The 23,968-nt window shown below is 37.9% G+C and carries 23 protein-coding genes; 4 read left to right on the forward strand and 19 right to left on the reverse strand.

Annotation, left to right across the window (positions count from 1 at the left end):
* Positions 1–8: 8 nt before the first annotated feature.
* The 4 genes from yqeH to HMPREF9706_RS03975 form a co-directional block, all read right to left on the reverse strand.
* Positions 9–1,133, reverse strand: a complete 1,125-nt coding sequence (gene yqeH, locus HMPREF9706_RS03960) for a ribosome biogenesis GTPase YqeH (RefSeq protein ID WP_006908096.1) — start codon at positions 1,131–1,133, stop codon at positions 9–11.
* A complete protein-coding gene (locus tag HMPREF9706_RS03965; RefSeq protein WP_006908097.1) occupies positions 1,120–1,656 on the reverse strand; it encodes a YqeG family HAD IIIA-type phosphatase in 537 nt (178 codons plus the stop codon). The genes yqeH and HMPREF9706_RS03965 overlap by 14 nt, the downstream gene beginning before the upstream one ends.
* A 134-nt stretch (positions 1,657–1,790) precedes the next feature.
* Positions 1,791–2,018, reverse strand: a complete 228-nt coding sequence (locus tag HMPREF9706_RS03970) for a YkuJ family protein (RefSeq protein ID WP_006908098.1) — start codon at positions 2,016–2,018, stop codon at positions 1,791–1,793.
* 126 nt (positions 2,019–2,144) lie between these two features.
* The gene (locus HMPREF9706_RS03975; protein WP_006908099.1) at positions 2,145–3,362 is read right to left on the reverse strand and encodes a glycosyltransferase family 4 protein; all 1,218 of its coding nucleotides are present in this window, start codon (positions 3,360–3,362) and stop codon (positions 2,145–2,147) included.
* Between the two features lie 206 nt (positions 3,363–3,568).
* Between HMPREF9706_RS03975 and HMPREF9706_RS03980 the strand changes: the two genes are divergently transcribed.
* Positions 3,569–4,111, forward strand: coding sequence for a folate family ECF transporter S component (locus tag HMPREF9706_RS03980; RefSeq protein ID WP_006908100.1), 543 nt, complete (start codon positions 3,569–3,571; stop codon positions 4,109–4,111).
* A gap of 124 nt (positions 4,112–4,235) precedes the next feature.
* Here HMPREF9706_RS03980 and ptsP read toward each other — a convergent pair whose 3' ends face one another.
* From ptsP to HMPREF9706_RS04025, 9 genes are all read right to left on the reverse strand, one after another.
* Positions 4,236–5,963, reverse strand: coding sequence for a phosphoenolpyruvate--protein phosphotransferase (ptsP, locus tag HMPREF9706_RS03985; RefSeq protein ID WP_006908101.1), 1,728 nt, complete (start codon positions 5,961–5,963; stop codon positions 4,236–4,238).
* Positions 5,963–6,229, reverse strand: a complete 267-nt coding sequence (locus HMPREF9706_RS03990; RefSeq protein WP_006908102.1) for a phosphocarrier protein HPr — start codon at positions 6,227–6,229, stop codon at positions 5,963–5,965. The genes ptsP and HMPREF9706_RS03990 overlap by 1 nt, the downstream gene beginning before the upstream one ends.
* A gap of 332 nt (positions 6,230–6,561) precedes the next feature.
* Positions 6,562–8,139, reverse strand: a complete 1,578-nt coding sequence (locus HMPREF9706_RS03995) for a peptide chain release factor 3 (protein ID WP_006908103.1) — start codon at positions 8,137–8,139, stop codon at positions 6,562–6,564.
* An 88-nt stretch (positions 8,140–8,227) separates the two neighbouring features.
* Entirely contained in the window at positions 8,228–8,881 is a 654-nt protein-coding gene (locus HMPREF9706_RS04000; RefSeq protein WP_006908104.1) for a DivIVA domain-containing protein, read from the reverse strand.
* Between the two features lie 74 nt (positions 8,882–8,955).
* Positions 8,956–10,026 carry a M42 family metallopeptidase gene (locus tag HMPREF9706_RS04005; protein ID WP_006908105.1) on the reverse strand — a complete coding sequence of 357 codons (1,071 nt, stop codon included), beginning with the start codon at positions 10,024–10,026 and terminating at the stop codon, positions 8,956–8,958.
* A 94-nt stretch (positions 10,027–10,120) separates the two neighbouring features.
* Positions 10,121–11,485: a magnesium transporter gene (gene mgtE / locus HMPREF9706_RS04010; RefSeq protein ID WP_006908106.1), complete on the reverse strand. Its 1,365-nt coding sequence runs from the start codon at positions 11,483–11,485 to the stop codon at positions 10,121–10,123.
* The gene (locus HMPREF9706_RS04015; RefSeq protein WP_006908107.1) at positions 11,472–12,386 is read right to left on the reverse strand and encodes an RluA family pseudouridine synthase; all 915 of its coding nucleotides are present in this window, start codon (positions 12,384–12,386) and stop codon (positions 11,472–11,474) included. The genes mgtE and HMPREF9706_RS04015 overlap by 14 nt, the downstream gene beginning before the upstream one ends.
* The gene (locus tag HMPREF9706_RS04020) at positions 12,377–13,225 is read right to left on the reverse strand and encodes an NAD kinase (RefSeq protein ID WP_006908108.1); all 849 of its coding nucleotides are present in this window, start codon (positions 13,223–13,225) and stop codon (positions 12,377–12,379) included. The genes HMPREF9706_RS04015 and HMPREF9706_RS04020 overlap by 10 nt, the downstream gene beginning before the upstream one ends.
* Positions 13,222–13,905 (reverse strand): GTP pyrophosphokinase, encoded by a 684-nt coding sequence (locus tag HMPREF9706_RS04025; RefSeq protein ID WP_006908109.1) that lies wholly within the window; start codon positions 13,903–13,905, stop codon positions 13,222–13,224. Before HMPREF9706_RS04025 ends, HMPREF9706_RS04020 begins: the two co-directional genes overlap by 4 nt.
* A 219-nt stretch (positions 13,906–14,124) precedes the next feature.
* Between HMPREF9706_RS04025 and HMPREF9706_RS04030 the strand changes: the two genes are divergently transcribed.
* Positions 14,125–14,796, forward strand: a complete 672-nt coding sequence (locus HMPREF9706_RS04030; protein ID WP_006908110.1) for a DsbA family protein — start codon at positions 14,125–14,127, stop codon at positions 14,794–14,796.
* A 194-nt stretch (positions 14,797–14,990) separates the two neighbouring features.
* Here HMPREF9706_RS04030 and rplT read toward each other — a convergent pair whose 3' ends face one another.
* The 3 genes from rplT to infC are packed head-to-tail and all read right to left on the reverse strand — an operon-like array spanning position 14,991 to position 16,129.
* Positions 14,991–15,347: a 50S ribosomal protein L20 gene (rplT, locus tag HMPREF9706_RS04035; RefSeq protein WP_006908111.1), complete on the reverse strand. Its 357-nt coding sequence runs from the start codon at positions 15,345–15,347 to the stop codon at positions 14,991–14,993.
* Between the two features lie 24 nt (positions 15,348–15,371).
* Positions 15,372–15,569 carry a 50S ribosomal protein L35 gene (rpmI, locus tag HMPREF9706_RS04040; RefSeq protein WP_006908112.1) on the reverse strand — a complete coding sequence of 66 codons (198 nt, stop codon included), beginning with the start codon at positions 15,567–15,569 and terminating at the stop codon, positions 15,372–15,374.
* A 38-nt stretch (positions 15,570–15,607) separates the two neighbouring features.
* On the reverse strand, positions 15,608–16,129 hold the full coding sequence (infC, locus tag HMPREF9706_RS04045; RefSeq protein ID WP_081580744.1) for a translation initiation factor IF-3: 522 nt from the start codon (positions 16,127–16,129) through the stop codon (positions 15,608–15,610).
* 300 nt (positions 16,130–16,429) lie between these two features.
* Between infC and HMPREF9706_RS04050 the strand changes: the two genes are divergently transcribed.
* Positions 16,430–17,404, forward strand: a complete 975-nt coding sequence (locus tag HMPREF9706_RS04050) for a serine hydrolase (RefSeq protein WP_006908114.1) — start codon at positions 16,430–16,432, stop codon at positions 17,402–17,404.
* A 107-nt stretch (positions 17,405–17,511) separates the two neighbouring features.
* On the opposite strand, the gene HMPREF9706_RS08920 is transcribed toward HMPREF9706_RS04050, so the two are convergent.
* Positions 17,512–18,932 (reverse strand): IS3 family transposase gene (locus tag HMPREF9706_RS08920; RefSeq protein WP_155949073.1). Its coding sequence is split into 2 segments (ribosomal slippage): positions 17,512–18,365 and positions 18,365–18,932, totalling 1,422 coding nucleotides; the frame shifts between segments, so codons are not numbered across the junction.
* Positions 18,933–19,011: 79 nt separating this feature from the next.
* Complete coding sequence (locus HMPREF9706_RS04065; protein ID WP_006908116.1) at positions 19,012–20,187, reverse strand: O-antigen ligase family protein; 1,176 nt, start codon at positions 20,185–20,187, stop codon at positions 19,012–19,014.
* A 175-nt stretch (positions 20,188–20,362) separates the two neighbouring features.
* On the opposite strand from HMPREF9706_RS04065, the gene HMPREF9706_RS04070 reads away from it, so the two are divergent.
* Positions 20,363–21,610, forward strand: a complete 1,248-nt coding sequence (locus HMPREF9706_RS04070; protein WP_006908117.1) for a D-alanyl-D-alanine carboxypeptidase family protein — start codon at positions 20,363–20,365, stop codon at positions 21,608–21,610.
* Positions 21,611–21,881: 271 nt separating this feature from the next.
* Here HMPREF9706_RS04070 and thrS read toward each other — a convergent pair whose 3' ends face one another.
* Positions 21,882–23,828: a threonine--tRNA ligase gene (thrS, locus tag HMPREF9706_RS04075; protein WP_006908118.1), complete on the reverse strand. Its 1,947-nt coding sequence runs from the start codon at positions 23,826–23,828 to the stop codon at positions 21,882–21,884.
* Positions 23,829–23,968: the final 140 nt, after the last annotated feature.

The raw sequence follows: 23,968 nt of genomic DNA on the forward strand, positions 1-23,968 counted from the left end.
CTTTCTTATTAAATCATGGATGGACGAACAACAGGAACCATTCCTTTAGGAAGTTGAACATTCACTTGTACTCTTTCATTGACCGCTATCCACCCTAATCCAGGAATAACTAAGTCTTGATCAGACTTAACCGTTAGATGATGGGCTTGCCATTGAGGAATCAGACTTCTCTCCTTAGCTGTCGGAGGCATTAGTAAATCATCACAATGCGCTTTATAAAAATCCGCGGCTTTTTCTAATTTACTTCGATGCAAATACAAATCATTAGCCACGTTTAAGATAAAACTAGTCCGCTCCCCTTCCACAAAATCAATTTGACACAGCCCAGCTAAAAATAGCGTCTGCTTGGGATTCAACTGAAACACTCTAGGTTTAATTGGCTTTTGCGGGATGACTTGGCCATAACTTCTACGACTCAAATAATGTGCCCATTGATCCTTCTTCACAAAGCCGGGTGTATCTACTAAACCATATTCTTCCGATAAAGGAATCCGAATAAGATCCAAAGTCGTTCCCGGATGATTCGATGTGGTAATCACTTCTTGATCGCCCCCATAATGCTGAATCAAACGATTTAACAAAGTCGATTTACCGACATTAGTGATTCCCACTAAATAGATATCTCGGTCTTGAATGAAATGATTAATAACCTCAACTAATCCTTCAATCCCATTGGCTTGCTTGCCTGAAGCAAGAATTACTTGCTTGGGCTTTAATCCTAAACTGCGAATATACTGCATCAACCAATGTGTTAGTCGTGATCGATTCACAGATTTTGGTAGGAGATCTACTTTATTCGCTATAACTATAATATTATCCTGACCTAGCAAACGAGGCAAACTTGTTAATAGACTCCCTTCAATATCGAAGATATCGATAACATGAATAATCAGAGCCTGATCATCGGTAATTTTTCGAAGCTTATCTAGGAAAAAGTCTTCATCCAGTTCTAAATCACTTAATTCATTATAATGTCTCAAACGAAAGCAACGTTGGCAGTAGAAATCTCCCTTTTCAAGCCCCTTTTTAAAAGCAGAAGCAGGCAAGTAACCAAATCGATCTGGTGATTCGGTTTGGATTAAAGCACCACAACCAATACACTGATAACCTGCTTGATGATCATTTGTTTCCAAGCTCTTCCCCCCAATCTGAATGGCTATCAATACCTAAAATTTTAAAAGCATAACGCTCTAACTTACGATTCACATAAGTATATACATTATCATGATTAAGTATTGGCTTAACCAAAATAACCGACAGTCCTAAACGATTAGCTCCAATTACATCCGTCATAATTTGATCCCCAATCACAACAACCTCTTCTTTTTTAAGGCCCAAGGCCTTTAAGGCTTTTTTAAAGTTATACGTTAAGGGCTTTAAGGCATTCGCTTTAAAAGGAAGTTCCAAAGGATCAGCCACACGCTTAACCCGCTCTGGATAATTATTTGAAAGAATAAAGCAAGAAATTCCAGCCTGATTCATCATCTCAACCCACTGGCTAAGCTGGGGAGTCCCCTCCGCTTGATTCCACGCTAACAAAGTATTATCTAAATCAACAATCATTCCACGGATTCCTTGACGAAGTAAATCCTCTGCATCTAGATTATAAGGCGAATTAACCATCCATGTCGGACGAATTAAATGTTTAAGTCTCATAAGCGCTCCTTCTTTTTATATACCTTATAGTATATCATATCCGCACGCTATTATTAAAAAAGAGACCGGATCTACGATAAAAAAACTGTTTACAAACTCAACCTCATCGATTCAGTCTGTAAACAGTCTTTTAATTAATCTAACAAATCAAAAATTTCAATAGCTACTAAATCAATATTATCAAAGCGAAAAACCGTGTTCGTTTGACTATCAGTCATTTCAAAAATATCTTCGTTGGGTAGGTAGGCCACTTGACATTTTTCAACGCCCTCCAACTCAAAACGACGAACTTCAATGGTCTCATTAGTTTTTGTCATAGTTTCTAAGCGTTGAATGATCCCTGTTAAAACTGATGCTTTCATTTTATCTCTCCCATCTTCAACTCTTCTGATCGAATGATTGTATGGTAACAAATTCAGATAGAATTGCAAGAACTTTATGGTCTAAATAGCTATTTATTTAATAAGAAGCCTCTCTCTTAAGAAGAATTAGCGATCTATTTTATCACCAATAACCAATTCCCTGACGCCTTGTTTAATTTTATTAAAGAAGACATCAAATAAGTCATGTTCCTCTTTAGCATATGCTTCTTGCATCTTTTGGTAAAAAGCAAGCACCTCATCAGCAAATTTTTCACTAGACAGCTCATAGAGATCACTTGCTTGGATTGGAGCAATCTGTCCAGCTGCTTGTTCAGCTAAAAATTCGGCAGTTACCCCAGCTAATGTCTCCTGATTTGTATATAATCGGCCAAAACTATCCTTGACCATAATCGATTTAAGGTAGTCATTTTCTTTAGCAATAATAGGACAGCGATTGACCAATGATTCAAGGTAAGTCAAGCCCTGCGACTCCGATTGACTGGCATTTAGATATAGATCAGCTATTTGATAATAATCAGATACATGCTCATGATCGACAAAGCCAACAAAGTCAACTTCCAAATGATGCTTACGACAATAGAGTTCCAGAGCTTCTCTTTCTGGTCCATCCCCTGCAACAAGTAACTGTAGCTTTTTATTCGTTTGTCGTAACTCCTTATAAGCCTCTAACACTTCCTGAATATTCTTTTCTTTAGATAGTCGTGAAAGCGTCAATAGGACCGTATCTTCTGCTTGGATTCCCATTTTTTGCCGCAAATCCTGCCGCAAGTCTGTCTTAACCGCTTGAATTGGGACGCCTGTTGGAATTACTTGAATAGGAACCGTCACCCCATAATCCTGCAAAGTATCTTGCGTCAAATGACTCGGTGCGATAACGCCATCCGCTCGGTTACAATATTGTTTAGATAAGGCACGAACATGACTAGGCTGTAATAGCATACCATCCATAATATAATGTGTATAGTTTTCATACATTGTATGATAAGTATGAACTAAAGGTATTTTTAAGCGACTCGCCACATAATGTCCCGTTAGCCCAACGGAAAACTCGGTATGCGTATGAATTAAATCTAAATCCATAGACCGTGCTATTTTTAAGCAGCGATCAAAGCCACGGTATGCAATCCGCCGATCAGCAAAACTTAAAAATGGAAGGGATGCAAGTCGAACGATATCTTGCTCTTCTTCCGCCTTAGGATCCGTTGTAGTGAATATAATCACTTGATGTCCCTGTTTTCGTAATTCATCAGTTAAAGTTTTTATTGACGTTGACACCCCACTTAATTGCGGAAAATATGTGTCCGTAAACATACCTATTTTCATAACAATTCCTTTCTTTACATGGGCCTTTACCTTAATTATAGCCTAAGTTTTGTTAAGATCCTAGTTTTATCTGAAGGAATTTTTAAACATAGCATTTTATTAAAATAGCTTCCTAGTTACTATTATAACCCTAGCAATTATCCTATACATACCCATTTATTAATGGTAATATTAGATGCAACAGTCATATATAGAGGAGCTTATTGATGATAAAAAATTCTACTAATCCATCCCAAAAAAGACTTACTACTTTACAAGTCTCCCTTTTAGGAATTATCCTAGGTTTACGAATTGTTCTATCCTTCGTCCCATCCATCAACCTTGGTAATCTCGTCCAACTAGGAGTTGGATTTATAGGGGCTGCACTGTCTGGAGCTCTATTCGGCCCTTGGTACGCCCTTATCCTTTCACTTTTTAATGATTTAATCACTTCGCTTTTACAAGGTAAAAATATATTCTTGGGCTTCACCCTATCAGCTGGACTTGGTGGTCTTTTTTATGGCTATTTTTTATATCGTAAGCCAGCTTCTTGGAAAAACATTTTCTTTGCCGTTTTATCGGTGACCCTAATCATTAATCTTGGTCTAAACTCTATTTGGATTAAAATGATGTATGGCAAAGCGTGGGCTGTTTTTATGCCAATGCGGATCGTTAAAAATACACTATCGCTTCCATTAAATACAATCATTCTATATTTCGTTTTTAATAACCGAACTGTAAAATCTTTTATTAATAAATATCAATTTTAATTCTCATAGAATACCAAAACAACTAAAAAAACTCGCTGTAGAAGCTTTTATAAAGTCTCTACAGCGAGTTTTTTTATGTCAAAGAAGCAGTATCCTTGATAAGGACCAGCAATCATTAGCCAGACTAACTTTCAGCAATGATAGCTTCTAATAATCTTTGAACCTCTTCTTGGGTACAGGTTTCATTCAAAATTCGGTCTAAAATCGACTGACCAACCTGACTATCCAGTTTACGAATTAAGTGTCTCTGCTTTAAAATACTAGCTGCAGACATCGAAAATTCATCTAAACCCATAGCCAATAATAAAGGTGCAGCCGCTGCTTCTCCTGCCATCTCACCACACATACCCACCCATTTTCCTTCTTTATGAGCAGCATCAATCACAAATTTTATCAATCTCAATATAGAGGGATTAAAGGGTTGATAAAGATATGAAATTCGTTCATTCATTCTATCAGCAGCCATCGTGTATTGAATCAAATCATTAGTGCCTATTGAAAAGAAATCTACTTCCTTAGCAAAATGATCTGCTAATAACGCTGCTGCTGGTATTTCAATCATCATACCCAATTGAATATCGCTAGAAACAGAATGTCCCTGTTGAATTAATTCTTCTTTTACTGATTCAAAAATTCGTTTAGCTTGGCGAAACTCATCTAAGCTAGCGATCATCGGAAACATAATTCTTAACTGCCCATAGATAGAGGCTCTTAACAAAGCCCTAAGTTGCATTCTAAAAAGGGCCTCTTGATCCAAGCATAAGCGGATTGCTCGATATCCTAAAAATGGATTCATCTCTTGAGGCATTGTCATATAGGGTAATGTTTTGTCCCCACCAATATCCATGGTTCGAACCACGACTTGTTTTGGAGCCATTTTTTCTAAAACGAATTTATAAGCCTTAAATTGTGCTTCTTCACTAGGCATAGTGTCTGAATCCATGTATAAGAATTCAGTACGATATAGACCGATCCCTTCTGCCCCGTTCTTGATAGCCATCTCCAAGTCTTCCGGCCTACCGATATTAGCAGCAAGCTCTACCTTTACTCCATCTTTAGATTGGGTATTTTTATGAATAAGGGCTTGCAACTGCTGGGACTCTTGATCTAATTGGTTAATTTTTGCTTGATAAACTGCCTGCTCATCAAGACTAGGTTTTAATATAAAGTGCCCTGATATAGCATCCACGATCCCGTGTTGACACCCCTTAACCTTAACCATTAAATCTTTTACACCCACGATGGCTGGAATTCCAAGCGACCGAGCCATAATCGCTGAATGAGAGGTCCGACCACCCACTTCAGTTACAAAGGCCTTTACAAAGCGGGGATCTAACTGAGCCGTATCACTTGGCGTTAAATCGTGAGCCACAATGATAGCAGGTTGATTTAATTGCCAAGAACCTTTTGACTGCTTTCCTAGGAGCTGCGCCATCAATCGTTGACTAACATCTCGAATATCCATGGAACGCTCTTTCATATAGTCATTCTCGGACATCGCTTCAAAGCTAGTCAAATAGAAGCGGCACACCTGTTGTAAAGCCGCCTCTGCATTTAGATGTTCATTTAATATTTTGTCATAAATCGCTTGTAAGAACTCTGGATCTTCTAGCATTAACTGGTGTGCATCAAACACCTTTGCTTCTTCTTCACCCATGGTTAAACAAGCTTGAGAGCGCAATTGATCAATCTCTTGTTTAGAAGCTTCAATTGCTTGAAGCAACCGTTCTTTTTCTCGGTCTGGATCCTTCACATAATAAGTATTAAAGCTTAAATCCGCCTTTTCTAAACAATAAAGAGGGGCTAACGCAATCCCATCACTGGCAGCGATCCCCTTCAACTTTTGCGACATTAGTCTGATAATCCTTCTTTTTTCATTGTCTCTTTAACAACAGCCATTGCTTCTTCTTCATCAGAACCTTCTGTAAGAATAGTTACTTCTGATCCCTGACCCACACCTAAAGACATCACTCCCATAATGGATTTAAGGTTAACAGATTTTCCTTTATATTCTAGCGTGATATCTGAAGAAAATTTACTTGCTGCTTGTACTAACAAAGTAGCTGGACGAGCATGAATTCCAGTTTCTGATGTTACAACAAAGTTTTCCTTTTTCATATTTGATCTCTCCTTAATGATATTGCTTCGATGGTAAATCACTTACCTTATGCTAAAGGTAAACGTTGACATAATTATACACAAAAAAATGGTTAAAAGCGATAGAAAATAGATTTTTGTCAAGAACTAAACATAAATAACTCAACTAGTTCATAAAATCTTGAATCCATTTATAAACCATTCGCTCTCCAAAACTACATTTTAGCAATTGTGGTCACTTTAATAGACGACTGCCATGGCTGTAACTGACGATTACTGGTCCTATTAATAAGATTTAAATCTTTCCACATACCACCAGGTCATTGTTATTTATACCATTAGTACGCTCTTTATTACATTAATTGTTTAAGATGAACTTCTGGATGCTTATCTTTAAACCAATTTTCGGCAAACATATTTTCAAAAAGGAATACCGGTTGGTCAAAACGATCTCTAACTAACAAATTGCGTGATGAAGACATTTTCGGATCTAATTCAGCAGGATCAATCCAGCGAGCAATTTTGGAGCCCATATTCTCCATCTCCACTTCAGCATTATATTCATTCTTCAAACGATATTGGAAAACCTCAAACTGCAAAGCCCCGACCGCTCCAATAATATACTCTTCTGTATGATAAGAACGATAGAGTTGGACAGCGCCTTCTTGAACGAGTTGTTGCATTCCTTTATGAAAGGATTTTTGTTTCATCACATTTTTTGGCGATACTTTCATAAATAATTCAGGGGTAAATTGAGGTAAATCCGGAAATTGAACTTCCTGATTACCTGCATAAATGGTATCTCCTATTTGAAGATTGCCTGTATCATAGAGACCAATAATATCTCCTGCATAAGCATCTTGAATCTCTTCACGACTATCTGCCAAAAATTGGGTTGTATGAGCCATCCTTAAAGTCTTACCCGTTCGTTGAAGAGTCACGTTCATACCCTTTTCGAATTTGCCTGAAATAATTCGCACAAATGCAATTCGGTCTCGGTGAGCCGGATTCATGTTCGCTTGAATCTTAAAAATAAAACCAGTTAGGTTCTTTTGAACCGGATCTATAACCTCACCAGTTACCGTCTCAACAGCTGCTGGACTAGGTGCTAAATCCACAAATGCATCTAAAAAGGTCTGTACTCCAAATCCTGTCAAAGCTGACCCAAAGAAGACTGGTGTTAATTTTCCACAATTAACTTTTTCTCGATCAAACTGATTCCCGGCTTCATGTAATAAATCGGCTTCTTCAATCGCTTGACTATAAATGGAAGACTTAGTGAAATCATATTGACCTTGAAGCAGCATTGGATCCGCTAAATCTATTAACTCATCTTCATCCTGCGAGTGCCGAATTTCTAAACGCTGATTATATAAATTATAAAGACCTAACAAAGTCTTACCCATACCCATCGGCCAGTTCATAGCATAGGCATCAATACCTAGGACTTCTTCTAATTCAGAAACTAAATCTAGAGGTTCTCGCCCATCTCGGTCTAACTTATTCATAAAGGTAAAAATAGGAATACCTCTTTTGGAAACCACTTCAAAGAGTTTTTTAGTTTGAGGTTCAATACCCTTGCCTGTATCCACCACCATCACACAAGCATCCACTGCCATCAAGGTCCGATAGGTATCTTCCGAAAAATCTTCGTGACCAGGCGTGTCTACGATATTAATCTGGTACCCATCATAGTCTACCTGCATTACCGAAGATGTAACAGAGATCCCTCTTTGCTTTTCGATCTCCATCCAATCTGATTTGGCAAATTTGTTCGATTTTTTCCCTTTAGCTTTGACAGTCCCAGCCTCTCGAATTGCTCCTGAGTATAGCAGAAGATGTTCTGTAATGGTTGTTTTACCAGCATCCGGGTGAGAAATAATCGCAAATGTCCGCCGACGTTTAACTTCTTTGTTCAAGTTTTCTTCCATTTATAACTCCTCAAAATAAATTCTTTTTCATATAGTCAAATAAGAAAGCTGGACAAAGCCAGCTTTCATTTCAATCTATTTTTTTCAACTAGCCTTGCTTAAAGTGCAAAAGCTTATCATCCTCTTGCTTTAAATGCTCTGTTTCATTCTTGATCACTTCTTGCACTAATCGTTGCAAGGTCGCTTTTTCATCTTGAGTCAAAGGATCTTTATTCGGTCGAACTTCCTTTGTAATTACGCTTAAACGATCCTCTTCTCGATAGTAATCCACTTGGTTAAGAAAACGATCAATCTGCTTATCTGGATAAACACGTTCAAAATCCTGTGCTTTAAGATATTGAACTTGCTCTTCCATCATCTCGATCATTTGTGACTGCATTGTCTTTAAACGGTCTTTAAGGTCTAATCCTGTGTCAGCCAATTCCTGACTATAATGCGCCAGATTTTCCTTAAATTGAATAACCTGTTCATTGGTACGTTCTAGAAGTTGATCGGCTTGTTCTTGAGAATGACTAATAATCTCGTTCCCCGTTTTACGCGCATCTACCAAACCATCTTTTAGAGCAGCCTCGATCGATTGATAATAGGATAAGTCTTTTTCAAGGGTTTGAATTTTCTGCTGCATTTGAAGCAATTGGTTTTCAAGTTCTTTTATTTTCTGATCCCTATGTTCAACTAATTGACTAACTTGTTGACGGTTATAGCCAAAAAGAGCCGTCGAAATTTCAGAAATTTTATCCACCTTGCCACCCCATTATTCTTAATATCCAATCTATCCTACCAAAAATAACCGAGCTTGAACAGACTTTTCCTCATTTAAGCCATAGAACTTTCTAGATAATGACGAATTAATTCGTAAGTCGCATTCACTGAAGTCGCATGTGTACGTTCAAAAGCATGGCTCGCATCAATACCTGCCCCGAATAACCCGTGCTTAACATCATGGCCAGAGAACATGGCACCAGATGCATCACTTTGATAAAGTGGATAAATATCAATCTTATAGGGAATCTCATTTTCTTGACATAAGGACACCAATTGATTACGAAGGCCGACATGATAAGGGCCAGAAGCATCTTTAGCACAGATCGAAACAGTGTACTCATCAGAAGTCTGATCATCACCTAGCGCTCCCATATCCACCGCAATATACTCTTCAACTCGGGAATCAATATTCGAATTGCCACCATATCCAATTTCTTCATTGTTGGAAATATAAAAATGTGTCGTATGAGCCAAGGATAATTCACCTTTTTGAATGGCTTCCATCGCTTCAATTAATAAAGCAACACTTACTTTGTCATCTAAATGCCGTGATTTTAAAAATCCAGAATCTGTTATTTCAGCTCGAGGATCTAAAGAAATGAAATCTCCCACTTGAACTCCTAATTCAGCAACATCTTCCGGTGAAAAAACAGGATAATCTAGACGAACTTCCATATTCGTTTGGTTACGTTCTGCAGTGCGAGCATCGCGATAAACGTGGACTGAAGTTTGATGCATCAAAATGGTGCCAGAATAGGTTTTGCCAGTTTGAGCCGCATGCACTAGGCAGTATACACCTTCAATGGCGTTATACATGTAGCCTCCAATCAAATCTAACTTCAACCGTCCGTCTGGCTTAATCGCACGGACCATAGCCCCTAAAGTATCAACGTGGGCCGTCATAAAACGATGACGCTCGGTATCTTTTCCTTCTAAAGTAACTAATAAACCACCCTTATGCGTTGATTGAGCTTGAATCCCTTTATCTGCTAGATCTTTTTGAATATGATCTAAAATATCTTGAGCATAACCGGTAGGTGAAGGAATTTGAGTGAGTGCTTTCACTCGTTCGAGACGTTCTCTTGTTTTTGCATCTAATTGATAATTTAAATCTACTACCATTTAATCACTCCTTGATTTGTAATCGCTTAATACCACTATACAAAGGATTTAAAAGAAATTCAATGACTTTTCAAATCCTTATTGTTTTTTCATTTTAAAGATAACTTAGGAATAAACTAGCAATCGTAAAATAAATAAAAACTGACGTTAAGTCACTCAAAGTAGAAATAAAAGGTCCTGATGCGACCGCAGGGTCAAAGCCAAACTTAAGCATCACCTTTGGAATTAGAGCCCCTGCAATATTGGCTACAACAATCGCACAGGCCATTGCCACCCCAATAATCACGCCTAATAATAGATTCTGTTTCCAAATACCTGCTACTAAAGCAATCGTTAACCCCATCACAATACCTGTAATCACTCCCGTTAACATCTCAAAGCCAAAAGACTCAAAGAATGGATCATCCTCACTGCGATTCGTTAACTTACGAACCGCAACTGCTAAAGATTGTGTCCCGGCATTACCTGCCGTTCCTGTTATTAGCGTCACAAAAATAGATAAAACAGGGGCTATTGAAATCAAACCTTCAAATTGACTGATTAACGAAGCGGTCCCCATTCCCAAGAACAATAGGGTGATTAACCAAGGCAAACGACTCTTAGAAGCAGACAATGGACTTTTATGGGTTTCATTAACATCAACTGCTGCCAAACCGGAATAATCACTATCCGCCTCTTCTTGCATAACATCTAGTACATCATCTACAGTAATAATACCCAATAATTTATGGTCAAATCCCACAACCGGTAAAGCTAATAGATTATAGTCGCGTACCATTTTAGCAACTTCCAACTTATCATCTGACACTTGAACCGAAATAACCCGTGTATTTTCAATCTCCTTAATCGGTGTCAAATCTTCCTTGAGAATTAAATCTCTCAATGAAATAACACCTTTTAATATACGATCTTCGTCTACCACATAAGCATAGTAGATAGTTTCTGCATCAACAGCACAGGTCTTAATATAGTCATAGGCTTCCTTGACCGTAAAGTTCTCTTGAACCATCACTAATTCGGTAGTCATAATTGAACCGGCACTATCCTCAATATAATTCATCAATTGAGATAACTCACTAGCCGCCTCCTTAGGCATCAAATGAAGAAAAATAGCGATTTTATCGCGGTCCTCAATATGATTCAAAACATCCACTGCATTATCGGCATACATCTTTGCTAAGACAGTAGCAGCATACATGCTTTCCATCTCTAAAAAATATTCCTTACTCAAATCAAAATTTTCATTCTCCATATCATCAAAGATTTCTGCGATTTCGTCTGGAGATAAATATTGATAGACCAAGGCTCTTTCTTGGGCTTCAAAATGGTTGAAAAGCTTAGCCTGATCATAAGTATGTAGGGCTAAGTATTCATTCCTAAAACGCGTCATCTTTTTATGCTGTAATAATTGCTTGAAAATGGCTAAACTGTCTTCAAAACTTCTTTCAAATACTTCCATAACGGTCCTCCTGCTTCTTCTGTCTAGCTAACCAATCTATCATATCTTGGGGTAAAGACTGGTTAAAATGCATGGGTTCTTGGGTAAAAGGGTGAATAAAATGCAGTTCTTTACAATGAAGCGCTTGTCGCATCAACCCTTGATCCATTGGCCCTCCATATAAATCATCACCAATTAAAGGCCCTCCTTCATGAGCTAAATGAACACGGATTTGATGTGTACGCCCCGTGTGCAATCTCAATCTTAAGTGACTCCCTAATTGATAACGGTTTATGGTCCAATATTCCGTCTTGGCTTTCTGCCCTTGAGGATCCACCTTACGGGTAATAATGGAATCGCCACAACGAGCAATGGGTTGATCAATTATCTGATGATCCGGCCAATTCTTACGTGAACTCAAGGCTTCATAAAATTTATAAAATGTCCCTTGTTTTACTTGACGATCCATTAAGGCATGGGCCAAACGATGCTTAGCTACCAACATCAAACCGGTTGTATCACGGTCTAAACGAGTAACAATATGAATCACTTGATCTTGATAATTTTTAGACTGATAATATCCTTTTATTCGATTGGCAATCGATGAATCAGGTGTCTTAACTGAAGGGATTGAGGTGACATTCGCTGGCTTATTAATAACCAACAAATCGCGATCTTCATAAACAATCTCGATGGGAATCGATGAGGCCACAACCGAATCATAACCCTCTTCAACCGGAGCCACTAAACGTAGATGATCGCCTTTTTGAATGAAAAATCGAATCGGCACCTTAACATAATTTAAGTAAATACTGCCTGCGAATTTAACATCACGCATAAAGGCTCGTGGTAATTTTTGTTGATTCAAAAAAGCTTTAATCGTCATCGGCTGATCCTCTTGATAGATCCAATTTAATTCCATGACTTATCTCCTTGAAGGGGTGGCTTATCCACTTGTCGGTGACCAATAAAAGAAGCTTCTACCCGGTCCCAATAGTGTAAATGCTTCGCATAGACAAAATGAACTCGCTCTTGTGCCATTTGCAGGCGTAATCGTTCAATTTGACAATGATCTCTAAACAAATGATCAATACTTAAGAATAAAGGAATATCTGCCTCTTGAGGATAAAGATCTAGCCATTCCTGTTTTGGCAAAATAATCGGCGAAGCCAGAGTTCGGAATAAACGATTATTAACCGATGCCATCTCAGTCATTTGGATCGCCTCGACACAAGGGTGCAACACCGCACCACCTAGAGACTTATTCAATCCTGTCGACCCCGTAGGTGTTGCCACGCAGAGTCCATCGCCTCGAAAAGTCTCAAAAAAGACATCCTTGATCGACACATCACACACCATCGTCTTACCAAACGAACGAAGAGCTACCTCATTTAAAGCCAGACGTCGTTCGATCGTTTGATCTTGAAAATAAAGCTTAACTTCTAATAAAGGATAAGACGTTTCTTTCATACGGTTCTGAACCAAGCTATCAATCATACGATCGAACTCATCAGGTAACCAATCCGTATAAAAGCCCAAATGTCCAGTATGCAAGCCTAAAAATTGAACACGATCCATATGATCTTCATAAGCATGAAAAGCTCCTAAAAGGGTTCCATCCCCACCTATGGATAGAACGTAATCTGGATTTAATAACCCTTCTTGACAAATAAACCCCGCTTGAACTAATTTTTCCTTCACCTTACTCGCTAACTGAATAGAGGCTGTATGGGAATTTCGATAAATAGCTATTTTCTTCATGAATTGCTACCTTCATTTCGTGATTTTGGTAACCGAGGATCCTCTTTTTGAAAACGGCTATCAAAAATCTTATTTGCTTCACGAATTTCTTCACGAATGGCACTCATCTCTTCATCCAAACGAAAGGCAGCTTCAGACGCACGTTGCAAACGGCTTAAAATAGCTTGAGGGTATTGACCATCATACTTATAATTTAGGGAATGCTCAATCGTCGCCCAGAAATTCATCGCCAAAGTCCGAATCTGAACTTCCACAATCACATTCTGAACCTGACCATGTACCCGCTCAATCGGATATTCCAATACCATATGATAAGAACGATAACCCGAAGGTTTATGTTTCTTGATATAATCGCGGATTAAAATCACCTTGAAGTCCGAACGCTCCATTAAGATATCCGCTACTTCGTAGATATCATCTACAAATTGACACATAATTCGGATCCCAGCAATATCCTGCACACCTATCAGAATCTCTTCGGGAGCAATCTGCCGCATATCCATTTTTTCTAAAATACTTTCCTTTGATTTAACACGCCCAGTCACAAACTCAATCGGTGCGTGGCGATCTAAATCGTGGAATTCTTGACGAATATTTTTAAGCTTGACTTTTAATTCAGCCACTGCTTGCGCATAAGGGGCTAAAAAAAGATCCCAATCTTCAATAAAGTCCTCTCGCACGGACAAACCCTCCCTAAACTCATAATCAGATTTATTTTATCATAAGAGAAAGATTTAATAAAAGATTTCAAAAAAGGATTGATTTTTTATCAGCTTGATTAGATAATAGCATAGGTCTACTTATTAGTTTAATTAATATAAAGCATATCATTATTATATATCTCATCTATGTGTTACTATAATGGTGACTTGGAATTCAATAACAAAGGAGGAAATCAAATGAATAAATATCTTATTGATTATCATATCAATGGTCATGCTAAATATTTTGATTTTTATTTATTTGTAAATCCTTTAGGTCGCAAATGTTTCTTTTCTGAACAAGAAATCAGTCGAACTAAAGCGCTCATTTCTTCCAAAGTAGACTTGAATATCCTATGTGTTTGTAATGAATATATTCTCAACGATTTTTTAAGCCGAATCGGTTTGACGAACTGCTCCTTAAAAGTTCGCAATGAAGTTTACCATAAACTTTATCATACCGCATTGGCCATTAAATCTGCTAGCTTACAAGGTAAACAAAAAAGTCGGCATTATTTTCTTTGCTTAGAAAACAATTTAGAAAAAGATATGTCCAAACTTACTCAGGATACACTTTATCAAATTGCAGAACTAGCTAATTTAGATGTAGACCTATTCATTGAAGACTATCAGTCAAAATTAGTCCGTAAATTATACCTTAATGATTTAAAAATTGCACAAAGTATGACTGTTCATAAAACACCTACTCTGGTGGTTTTTGATTCAACAAATGACTTAGGCGGCTATAAAATTGAAGATAACGTTACACTAAAGAGTGCTCTAGAACTCTTAGACCAAATGATGATTTGCCAGTGTGACTGTTCACCGATAAACATCAAATCGACTCATCCTCTATTCATTCTCCATTAAGACCTTTATTCAACCTTTCTAATCGATTGCTTCCCCTTCGAAAATTTTCCTAGGAATTGCGGTCGATTCTTTTTGTTTTAGGACTCGAACAACTAACAAAGCAATGGTATGATAAAGAGTAAACGTTATTTCCTCCCTCAACCTATCTCCAACAAAAAAAGACCGGGAACGATCCCAGTCTTTCAAAAATCGAATTAAGCCAATGCTTTTTTAGCTTCTTCTACTAAAGCTGAAAAAGCTGCTTCATCATTAACTGCTAAATCCGCTAACATCTTACGGTTAACTTCAATACCAGCCTTTTTCAAACCATTCATTAAAACAGAATAGCTCAAACCATTTTGGCGTGCCGCTGCATTAATCCGTGTGATCCATAAACGACGGAAGTTCCGTTTGGTTTGACGACGATCACGGTAAGCATACATGTATGACTTCATTACTTGTTGCTTAGCTGTTTTATATAATTTAGATTTTGCGCCATAGTAACCTTTTGCTAATTTAAGGGTACGTTTACGACGTTGACGAGTAACATATCCACCTTTAACACGTGCCATATTTTAGTCCTCCTATTCCTGATTCTATAATGCGTCGATCATTTGCTTGATTCGTTTCATATCTGAAGCAGAAACAAGTCCTGATTTTCTTAATTGACGACGTTGTTTTTTAGTTTTTCCATGGAAACGGTGAGAAGTAAAGGCATGATCTCTTTTCAACTTACCAGAAGCAGTCTTCTTAACACGTTTAGCTAATCCACGGTGAGTTTTTTGTTTTGGCATGGTAATCCTCCTAAATATGTTGATTTTTGATTGTATAATTATTTGCCAGAATCTGTGTTAGGGGCCACTATAGTATACATACTACGCCCTTCCATCTTCGGCTTTGATTCAACAACCGCAATATCTTTGGTATCTTCAATAAAGTCCTCTAGAACATCTCGTCCTAGATCCTTATGAGTGATCGAGCGTCCTCTGAATCGAATGCTCGCTTTCACTTTATCGCCTTTTTCTAAGAATTTGATTGATTGACGCAATTTTGTTTGATAATCGTGGTCATCGATCGAAGGGCTAAACCGTACTTCTTTAACATTAACCGTCTTGGTATTTTTGCGTTGTTCTTTTTCTTTCTTTTGTTGTTCATAGCGATATTTGCCATAATCCATAATCCGAGCCACTGGGGGCTTGGCTTGGGGCGATACTAAGACTAAGTCCAATTCAAACGATTCCGCAATCGTTAGTGCATCTTTTAAAGATTTAATCCCGATTTGGTCTCCATTATCTCCGATAACTCGCAATTCTTTTGCGCGAATTTGATCATTTATCAAGGCTTCTTTAGCGATATGAGTCCACCTCCATTATATTTGATGAGTTTAAGTAAAAACACAAAAAGCCCGTCCAAAGACGCGCTCATTTCTCCATCAAAAAACCTATGATATAGGTTTTATCATGATTAGCCCTACACTTTAGTGCCCGGCGAGAAACAGCTGTCTCTACTTGTTGTCTCAACTTTTAGTATCATATCATAATACTCGGATGAAAGCAAGAACTCTTGAGATCATTTTTTAGTGAAGCTACTTCTATCGCTTTTACTTTTAAACTCTGCTACAATGAGAACGATAAAAAAAGATTGGTGAAGTCGTATGCAGAAAAAACTTTTCAGCCTATTAATAGGGATAATTTTCCTAAGCTCATGTAGTCACACACAAATTACACCTGAACCAGAAGAAAAAAATGAGCAGGAAGACGTTGCCGCCGTAAAACAAACACGTAATATTAAGGAAGAAAAAATGGCCAGCTTTAAAGAAACGATTAATTTAGAAGACGAAAGTTTTGAATTGGATTCTTGGAATTATGACAATTTCGATTCCATGGAAAAAGTCATTAACGAAGTGATTAATCAATATGGATTTTCAAAGAAAAATCTTGGAATCGCCTATTATAATCTGGTGTCTGGTGAAAGTTACTATCTTAATGAGAACAAAGCTATCCATGCTGCTTCTACCAATAAAGTAAGTACTTGTATCTTAATTTCGAACCTTATCAAACAGCATAAGCTTAATTGGACCACCCGCCTCCAGGCAAACCCCTCGCATTTCGAAGAAGGAGCAGGAGATATTACTAACCATCCCCTAAAATCCTCCTACACCGTCGATGATCTAGTGTATAACGCCTTAGTCTATTCCGACAATACCGCTTGGAATATTTTGATTGATTATTATTCTAAACATGTCGGGGATTATTGGACTGCCATTATTAAGCAATCTAAACTCAAAAACCCACCCGAAAGCTTAAAATCGCATCTTAACTATGCCACTCCACGAATGCTGCAAAATTACCTATACCAAGTGGCCACCGAGGATCAACATCAGCGTATCTTAAATTATCTCTTTCTCTCGGAACCCAATGAACGTTTTAAGCTCTTTGTCAAAAATGGAATGGCCACAAAATATGGTCAATACGGGCCCGGCTACCACGATATTGGCATCTACTACGATGGCAAACGTCCTGCTTATATTTTAGTGCTTATGACACGAGATATTGGGACCGTTGACTTATTCATGGGAGAGTTGAATCTAAGGGTCAACCAATACTACCGCTATCAATTAAGCCATTAATTAAGAAAAAAGTTGCTAAAAGAACTCGCTAGCTATTTAATAGTGATGTGACCCCCAAATGTTAGACTTTATTGCGTAACAGCTATCACAAGCTGTTACGCAATTTTTTATGCAACCAAGAGGCTAAGCCTGTATTGCACGGGACTCATCCATCCTAGTTTTTCTTTTATCCTTTGCTCGTTATAATACTTAATGTATCGTTCAATTTCTGTCTTTAATTCTTCATAACTATAGTAAAGTACACCATAATAGATTTCTTGCTTAAGGATACCAAAGAAGTTTTCCATAACAGAGTTATCATGACAGTTTCCTTTGCGTGACATACTTTGGAAAATCTGGTTTTCTTTAAGGCGATGAGTGTATGCCTTCATCTGATATGCCCATCCTTGATCAGAATGAAACGTTCTTCGATATGGGCAATCAGAAGTTATTGCCATAGCCTCTTCTAAGGCATCCATGACGTTCTTAGCTGAAGGTTGTTTATCAATTCCATAGCTTAGGATTTCTCCATTGCACATATCCATAAATGGATCCAAATAAAGCTTGTGCATGGTCATATGTCCTTTAGAATCCACCTCATAGTACTTAAACTCCGTAGTATCTGTTGTAATCTTCTGATGGGGGATGTGTGTGTTAAACCGTCTCTTTATGCGATTAGGTGCAACTTTTCCAATTTTCCCTTTGTAAGAACGATACTTGCGACTCTTGCGGGTGAAGGATGTAACTTGTAATCCTAGCTTCTGCATTATACGTTGAACTTTCTTTTTATTAATGCGATAGCCTTGGTTTCTTAATTCTCCTAACATTCGACGATAGCCATAATCCTTATGACGTTCTCGAATTTCTAGTATCTTTTCCTCGATTTCTTTATCAGGATTTTCTCGATTAATTCGTTTTCGCCAATACATATAGGTTGCCTTAGGCATACCTATATAAGAGAGAAGGTCTTTTAGTTTGAATTCTCTTCGGAGGTTGTTGATGACGAGTGCCGTTCTCTCATTTTTTCCTCGTCCTCTAAACGCAGCCTCCTCAGTCCTTTTAAAAAGGCATTCTCAATTCTTAGCTTAAGCAGTTCATCCTCTAATTTTTTAACATGTTCTGCACTGACATCCACTGTTCTTTCTTCAACTTCCAGAGCCTTAATGTCTATCTTAGATTTATCCATTTTTTTCTTTCGACCTTTCTTGCGTGGTCTCAAAGCATCAAGACCGGCAACGCGAAAACGGCTAACCCAATGACTAATCATACTGGGGTTGGTTATACCTTCTTGAATCGCCAATTCTTGATACGAAATTTCACTTGATAGATATAATTCTACAACAGAAAGCTTTTTCTCGAAAGAATAGTTTGTTCGTTTACGAGAACGCATTAATCCTTTATCTCCCAAAGCCTTGTATGTATTGATCCATTTACGTAGCTGTGAGTTAGAACCCAATCCATATTTTTTAGAAAGATAGTGTGTTCCCCCTTTACCATCCAAATATTCTAAAACAACTTTCTTCTTAAATTCAAAACTATATTTTGCCATAAAAATACCGACCTCCCAATCGTTAGATTTTTTGGTCTAACTTTTGGGGGTCGGTACAAGCTAGCGAGTTCTTTTCAACTTAACTTGTTTGGATTTCTCTCAAAGTTTCATCAGGAACAACTACTGAACATAAAAGCATATAACCCATTTGCACCCAGATAATCGAAACATCCATTAATCCATGAAATAGGCATACTCCTATCAAGCTAATTATTAAACCCAACTCCGGAGTCAACCCCCATTCCTTTAGTTGAAAAACTAGCCCACGGAAAAATGGACCTAAAAAAAGAATAAGCAGCATCATTCCAAAAATACCATAGTTAGCTAAACTATCAATAAGAATTTGATGAGCATGCATTTTAGCTTGGTCAGATACTAAATAGTAAAACTTAACAAAAGTCATGGAACCACGGCCAATTAAAGGGCTGGTTTCAAACAACTTCCAACCCGCTAACCATATTCCATATCGATCCGCAAAACCATGAGCCAAATTAGCAAATCGCGGCAAGAGACTGGGCTTCAAAACAAGTCCCGCAACTAAACCGAATGATGCTACTGCTAAGATCCGAGCTAATTTTGGTTTTAAAGCCAAAACCATCATAACAACACCTAAAAAGACCGTTGGAATCGACCAACGCGATCCCGTTAGGATAAGTGCTATTAAATTCATAAAGATCGCAATATAAGACAAGATTCGCTCAGAAGTACTTCGCGATTTAAAAATTAGATAAATGGCCATCACCAAGACCATCGCAATGAGCAAACCGTAATAATTAGGATTGAAGACCGTGGCTTGAGCTCGCGTCTGCAGATTTTGATATTTAAAAATATACATCAAATCATAGCCTGCTCTTAATACTTGATTTACATAATGACCAAAAGCGTAAAACGCTAATAAAATCGAACCCCAGGTAAATATCTTTAAATTCCATCGATAAAGTCGAGCTGTGACTAGCTGTTTATATATCAAAAAGAAGAGACCAAATGTACCAAAGGCAAGAGGAAGTAGTATTCCTAGATAATTCCGATAATACAGAGCCACTGCGATCGCATAAATCACAAATATCAGCAAATAACGCAACTGACTAATATCTGATATAAGATCTTTCCAGTGACGAATCGTTAAATAAATCGTCGCCATAATTATCACCGGCCCACAAATATAATAAGGCAAGAGAATTGCAAAGGAAGTTAATAAAAATACCTTTTCATCGGTAGATAGACTGGATACGTTCGAAAATAAAGATTTAAGCAAAAAAAATCACTCCCTCATCTCAGCATAGAACATTCCAAGTTCATATTAGTAAAATCTTACCTCAAAGCCCTCTTAATTACTAGTAATTTTCAAAGAGTCTATGACTTTTATTGGCTATCGAACTTAGTTGAGGTATAATGATCACGATTGACTTTATTATACAAGGAGGAAACCTATGCTTAAACTTCCTAAACTTACCCGAAAATTAGTCATCCATCTCAGTCTCTGCTGTCTAGCTGGTTCACTAATTACACTTCCTAACCAGATTAATGCTCAAGTTAACCAATTGAGTAAAACCCCTCATTTTTCCTGGTCTAAAGAACAATTTCAAAACATTGATCCAATAGTTATGCCAGACAATTACCCCAATGATTTATTAGAAAAATTTGATCAAGAACTTGAGGCTCGTTCTTATGCTGTCATTGATGAGGAAACCCATCATATTCTTGCTCAAAAAGAAGGCAATATTCCTTATCCTATTGCTTCCATGTCAAAAGTTATTTCTACTTATTTAGTCTTCAAGGCCATCAAAGAAGGTCGCTTGAGTATGGATGAGGAAATTCAAGCCCCTGAAGAGATTACTTCTGTCCTATCTGATGATCCTGAATTATCAAGTACAGGACTTGTTGGTGGTGTTTCTTATTCTGTTAAAGACCTACTCCATGGTGTCATTATGAAGTCAGGAAATGATGCAACTTCTGTCTTAATGTGGCATATTTATGGTTCCGAGCAAGAGGGTACCCAAGCTATTATTGATCAGCTTAAAGAGTGGGGAATGCGCGACTTTGCCTTTTATACAGTATCTGGTCTTCCCAATAGTCTAGTCCCTGAGTCTTGGCGACTACCTGGTTCCGATAAAACCAATGAAAATGTCATGTCTGCCCAAGATGTTGCCCTCATGGCTCAGTATACTGTGGAAGAATTCCCTGAGATATTAGAGATTTCTCAAAAGCAACAATACGTTTTCAAAGAGGGGACGGATTACGAACAGATATTCTACACGACCAACAAACTATTACCTGGTCAAGAATATGGACGCGAAGGTATCACAGGTCTTAAATCTGGATCAACCGATGCTGCCGGCTTGAATTTTGTAGCCACTGGGCAAGAAAATGGTCGAAAAATAATTGCAGTCTCTATGGGCAATATGATGCGCGAAGATGGTAGCTTTTCTAGCCCTTACCAAGAGATCTATACTCTATTAGATGCTTTAGCCCAATACCCAGATCTTTATAAAAACGATCAGCTGCCTTCCAATAAACATCTAAGTCTTGCTGACCAGGAAGCACTCGAAGCATCAATCCAAGGTTCACTAGACCAAGCTAATCCAAACAAAGCCAATAAAGAAAAATCGACGAATAATTATACAAATCATCGCGACAATGCCATCACCAATTTCTTTAAAAAGATATTCCCCTTCTAAATCGGTGGCTCCTCAATCAAATTGAACCCTACAATTTAACAAGATTTATAATTTTCATGCAATTTATGAGAAATCTAAGTGAAAACACTAGAAATAATCTTGAGTTATTAGACGGTTGATAAATTAATAAGCAGTCAACTAAACAAGCAAGGGATATATTAATGTATAAAAATATTTTAATATACTTTAACGTGTCTTGAGAAAGATCGCTCAAAAATCATATTACAAAAAAGCGAGAAATGGGCTAGCCCGTTTCTCGCTTTTGATATATTTATTCTTTAATACGACTCTTATTGGCAATATCGGCTTTAATATGCTCAATAAAACTTTCTAAAGACATTGCCTGTGTCTCTTCATGACCATATCGGCGAACATTCACCTTACCAGATTCCACTTCCTTATCTCCAATTACTAATTGATAAGGTACCTTTTGCGTTTGAGCTTGGCGAATCTTGTAACCTAATTTTTCATTACGAAGGTCCATTTCAACCCGAATACCTTGTGCTTGTAATTGGTGATACATAGCCTCAACATGATCTCCATGTGCTTCGAGATTCACTGGAATTAATACCACTTGCTCAGGTGCTAACCAAGTTGGGAAAGCGCCTTTATATTCCTCAATCAGATAGGCAACAAAACGCTCCATTGTCGATACCACTCCACGATGAATAACCACAGGACGATGGGTATTTTGTCCATCTTCACCTACATAGGTTAAATCAAATCGCTCCGGTAATAAGAAGTCCAATTGAACCGTAGACATCGTTTCTTCAAGCCCCATAGCTGTCTTAAACTGAACATCTAGCTTAGGTCCGTAGAAAGCTGCTTCTCCCTCCGCTTCGAAATACTCTAATCCTAACTCATCCATCGCTTCTTTTAACATAGCTTGAGCTTTTTCCCACATCTCATCATCATCAAAGTATTTCTTTGTATCTTTAGGATCACGGTAGGATAAACGATAACGATAATCGGTAATCCCAAAATCACGATAAACTTCTTGAATTAAATTTAAGACCCGTGTGAATTCTTCTTTAATCTGATCGGGTCGCACAAAAATATGAGAATCATTGAGTGTCATTTCACGAACTCGTTGAAGACCTGATAAAGCACCTGATTTTTCATAACGATGCATCATACCAAGCTCTGCAATGCGAATTGGTAATTCACGGTATGAATGAATATCATCTTTATAAATCAACATATGATGCGGACAGTTCATAGGTCTTAAAACAAGCATTTCCCCATCTCCCATGTCCATTGGTGGGAACATGTCCTCTTGATAATGGTCCCAGTGACCAGATGTCTTATACAAGTCCACTTTAGCCATTACTGGGGTATAAACATGCTGATAACCTAGTTCAATTTCCTTATCTTGAATATAGCGTTCTACCACTCGACGAATGGTTGCTCCTTTAGGAAGCCAGAATGGCAAGCCTGAGCCTGCTTCTTGACTCAGCATAAAAAGTCCCAATTCTTTACCCAGTTTACGGTGATCCCTTTCCTTCGCTTCTTCTCGTTGTTTTAAGAAAGCATCTAGATCTGCTTGCTTAAAGAAAGCTGTTCCATAAACCCGTTGCATCATCTTATTATCAGAATTTCCACGCCAATAGGCCCCCGCTAAGGACAAGAGCTTAAAGACTTTAATCTTACCTGTTGAAGGAACATGTCCCCCTCGACAAAGATCCGTAAACTCTCCTTGTGAGTATACTGTAATCACTTCATCCTCTGGTAAATCATGAATTAATTCTAATTTATAAGGATCGTTTTTGAAAATTTCTAAAGCTTCTTCACGACTCACTTCTCTGCCTTCAATCGGGTAATTTTCTGCCACAATCTTCTTCATCTCTGCTTCGATTTTCGGTAGATCCTCATCGGTTAAGGGAATTTCTTTATCCGTATCATAGTAAAAGCCATTTTCAATGGCAGGACCTACCCCAAAATGAATACCAGGATATAAACGCGTCAAAGCTTGCGCCATCAAATGAGCCGCTGAATGTCTTAATACTGCGAGGGCTTCCGGACTTTTATCAGTTAATAGCTCCACCTGTCCGTCCTCTACAATTGGGTGATTGTGATCAATAATTTGACCATTCAGTTTAGCAGCTAAGGTGGCTTTAGCTAAGGACTTAGAAATGGACTCTGCAATTAAATCAGGGGTAACACCGGATTCATACTCCCTAACCGAGCCATCCGGTAAAGTAATCTTAATAAGTGACATATATTTTCCTCCTCTATCATAAAAAAAATCCCATTGGTTACTATATAACCAATGGGACGTCTAATTACGTGGTTCCACCCAATTTCATTACCAAATTGGTAATCTCAAAAGAGTTTAACGGCTCTACCGTCTCGACTTAC

This window comes from Facklamia hominis CCUG 36813 (genome assembly GCF_000301035.1).
Lineage (GTDB): Bacteria > Bacillota > Bacilli > Lactobacillales > Aerococcaceae > Facklamia > Facklamia hominis.

Excerpts from the sequence above, each read along its gene's own strand:
- ptsP (WP_006908101.1), bottom strand. The coding sequence starts at position 5,963 with ATGTCGCAAAAGTTGAAGGGGATCGCTGCCAGTGATGGGATTGCGTTA.
- HMPREF9706_RS04070 (WP_006908117.1), top strand. The coding sequence starts at position 20,363 with ATGCTTAAACTTCCTAAACTTACCCGAAAATTAGTCATCCATCTCAGT.
- HMPREF9706_RS03995 (WP_006908103.1), bottom strand. The coding sequence starts at position 8,139 with ATGGAAGAAAACTTGAACAAAGAAGTTAAACGTCGGCGGACATTTGCG.
- rplT (WP_006908111.1), bottom strand. The coding sequence starts at position 15,347 with ATGGCACGTGTTAAAGGTGGATATGTTACTCGTCAACGTCGTAAACGT.
- HMPREF9706_RS03980 (WP_006908100.1), top strand. The coding sequence starts at position 3,569 with ATGATAAAAAATTCTACTAATCCATCCCAAAAAAGACTTACTACTTTA.
- rpmI (WP_006908112.1), bottom strand. The coding sequence starts at position 15,569 with ATGCCAAAACAAAAAACTCACCGTGGATTAGCTAAACGTGTTAAGAAG.
- thrS (WP_006908118.1), bottom strand. The coding sequence starts at position 23,828 with ATGTCACTTATTAAGATTACTTTACCGGATGGCTCGGTTAGGGAGTAT.
- HMPREF9706_RS04005 (WP_006908105.1), bottom strand. The coding sequence starts at position 10,026 with ATGGTAGTAGATTTAAATTATCAATTAGATGCAAAAACAAGAGAACGT.
- HMPREF9706_RS04015 (WP_006908107.1), bottom strand. The coding sequence starts at position 12,386 with ATGGAATTAAATTGGATCTATCAAGAGGATCAGCCGATGACGATTAAA.
- HMPREF9706_RS03975 (WP_006908099.1), bottom strand. The coding sequence starts at position 3,362 with ATGAAAATAGGTATGTTTACGGACACATATTTTCCGCAATTAAGTGGG.
- HMPREF9706_RS03970 (WP_006908098.1), bottom strand. The coding sequence starts at position 2,018 with ATGAAAGCATCAGTTTTAACAGGGATCATTCAACGCTTAGAAACTATG.
- mgtE (WP_006908106.1), bottom strand. The coding sequence starts at position 11,485 with ATGGAAGTATTTGAAAGAAGTTTTGAAGACAGTTTAGCCATTTTCAAG.
- HMPREF9706_RS04020 (WP_006908108.1), bottom strand. The coding sequence starts at position 13,225 with ATGAAGAAAATAGCTATTTATCGAAATTCCCATACAGCCTCTATTCAG.
- HMPREF9706_RS03990 (WP_006908102.1), bottom strand. The coding sequence starts at position 6,229 with ATGAAAAAGGAAAACTTTGTTGTAACATCAGAAACTGGAATTCATGCT.
- HMPREF9706_RS04050 (WP_006908114.1), top strand. The coding sequence starts at position 16,430 with ATGCAGAAAAAACTTTTCAGCCTATTAATAGGGATAATTTTCCTAAGC.
- HMPREF9706_RS04030 (WP_006908110.1), top strand. The coding sequence starts at position 14,125 with ATGAATAAATATCTTATTGATTATCATATCAATGGTCATGCTAAATAT.
- HMPREF9706_RS03965 (WP_006908097.1), bottom strand. The coding sequence starts at position 1,656 with ATGAGACTTAAACATTTAATTCGTCCGACATGGATGGTTAATTCGCCT.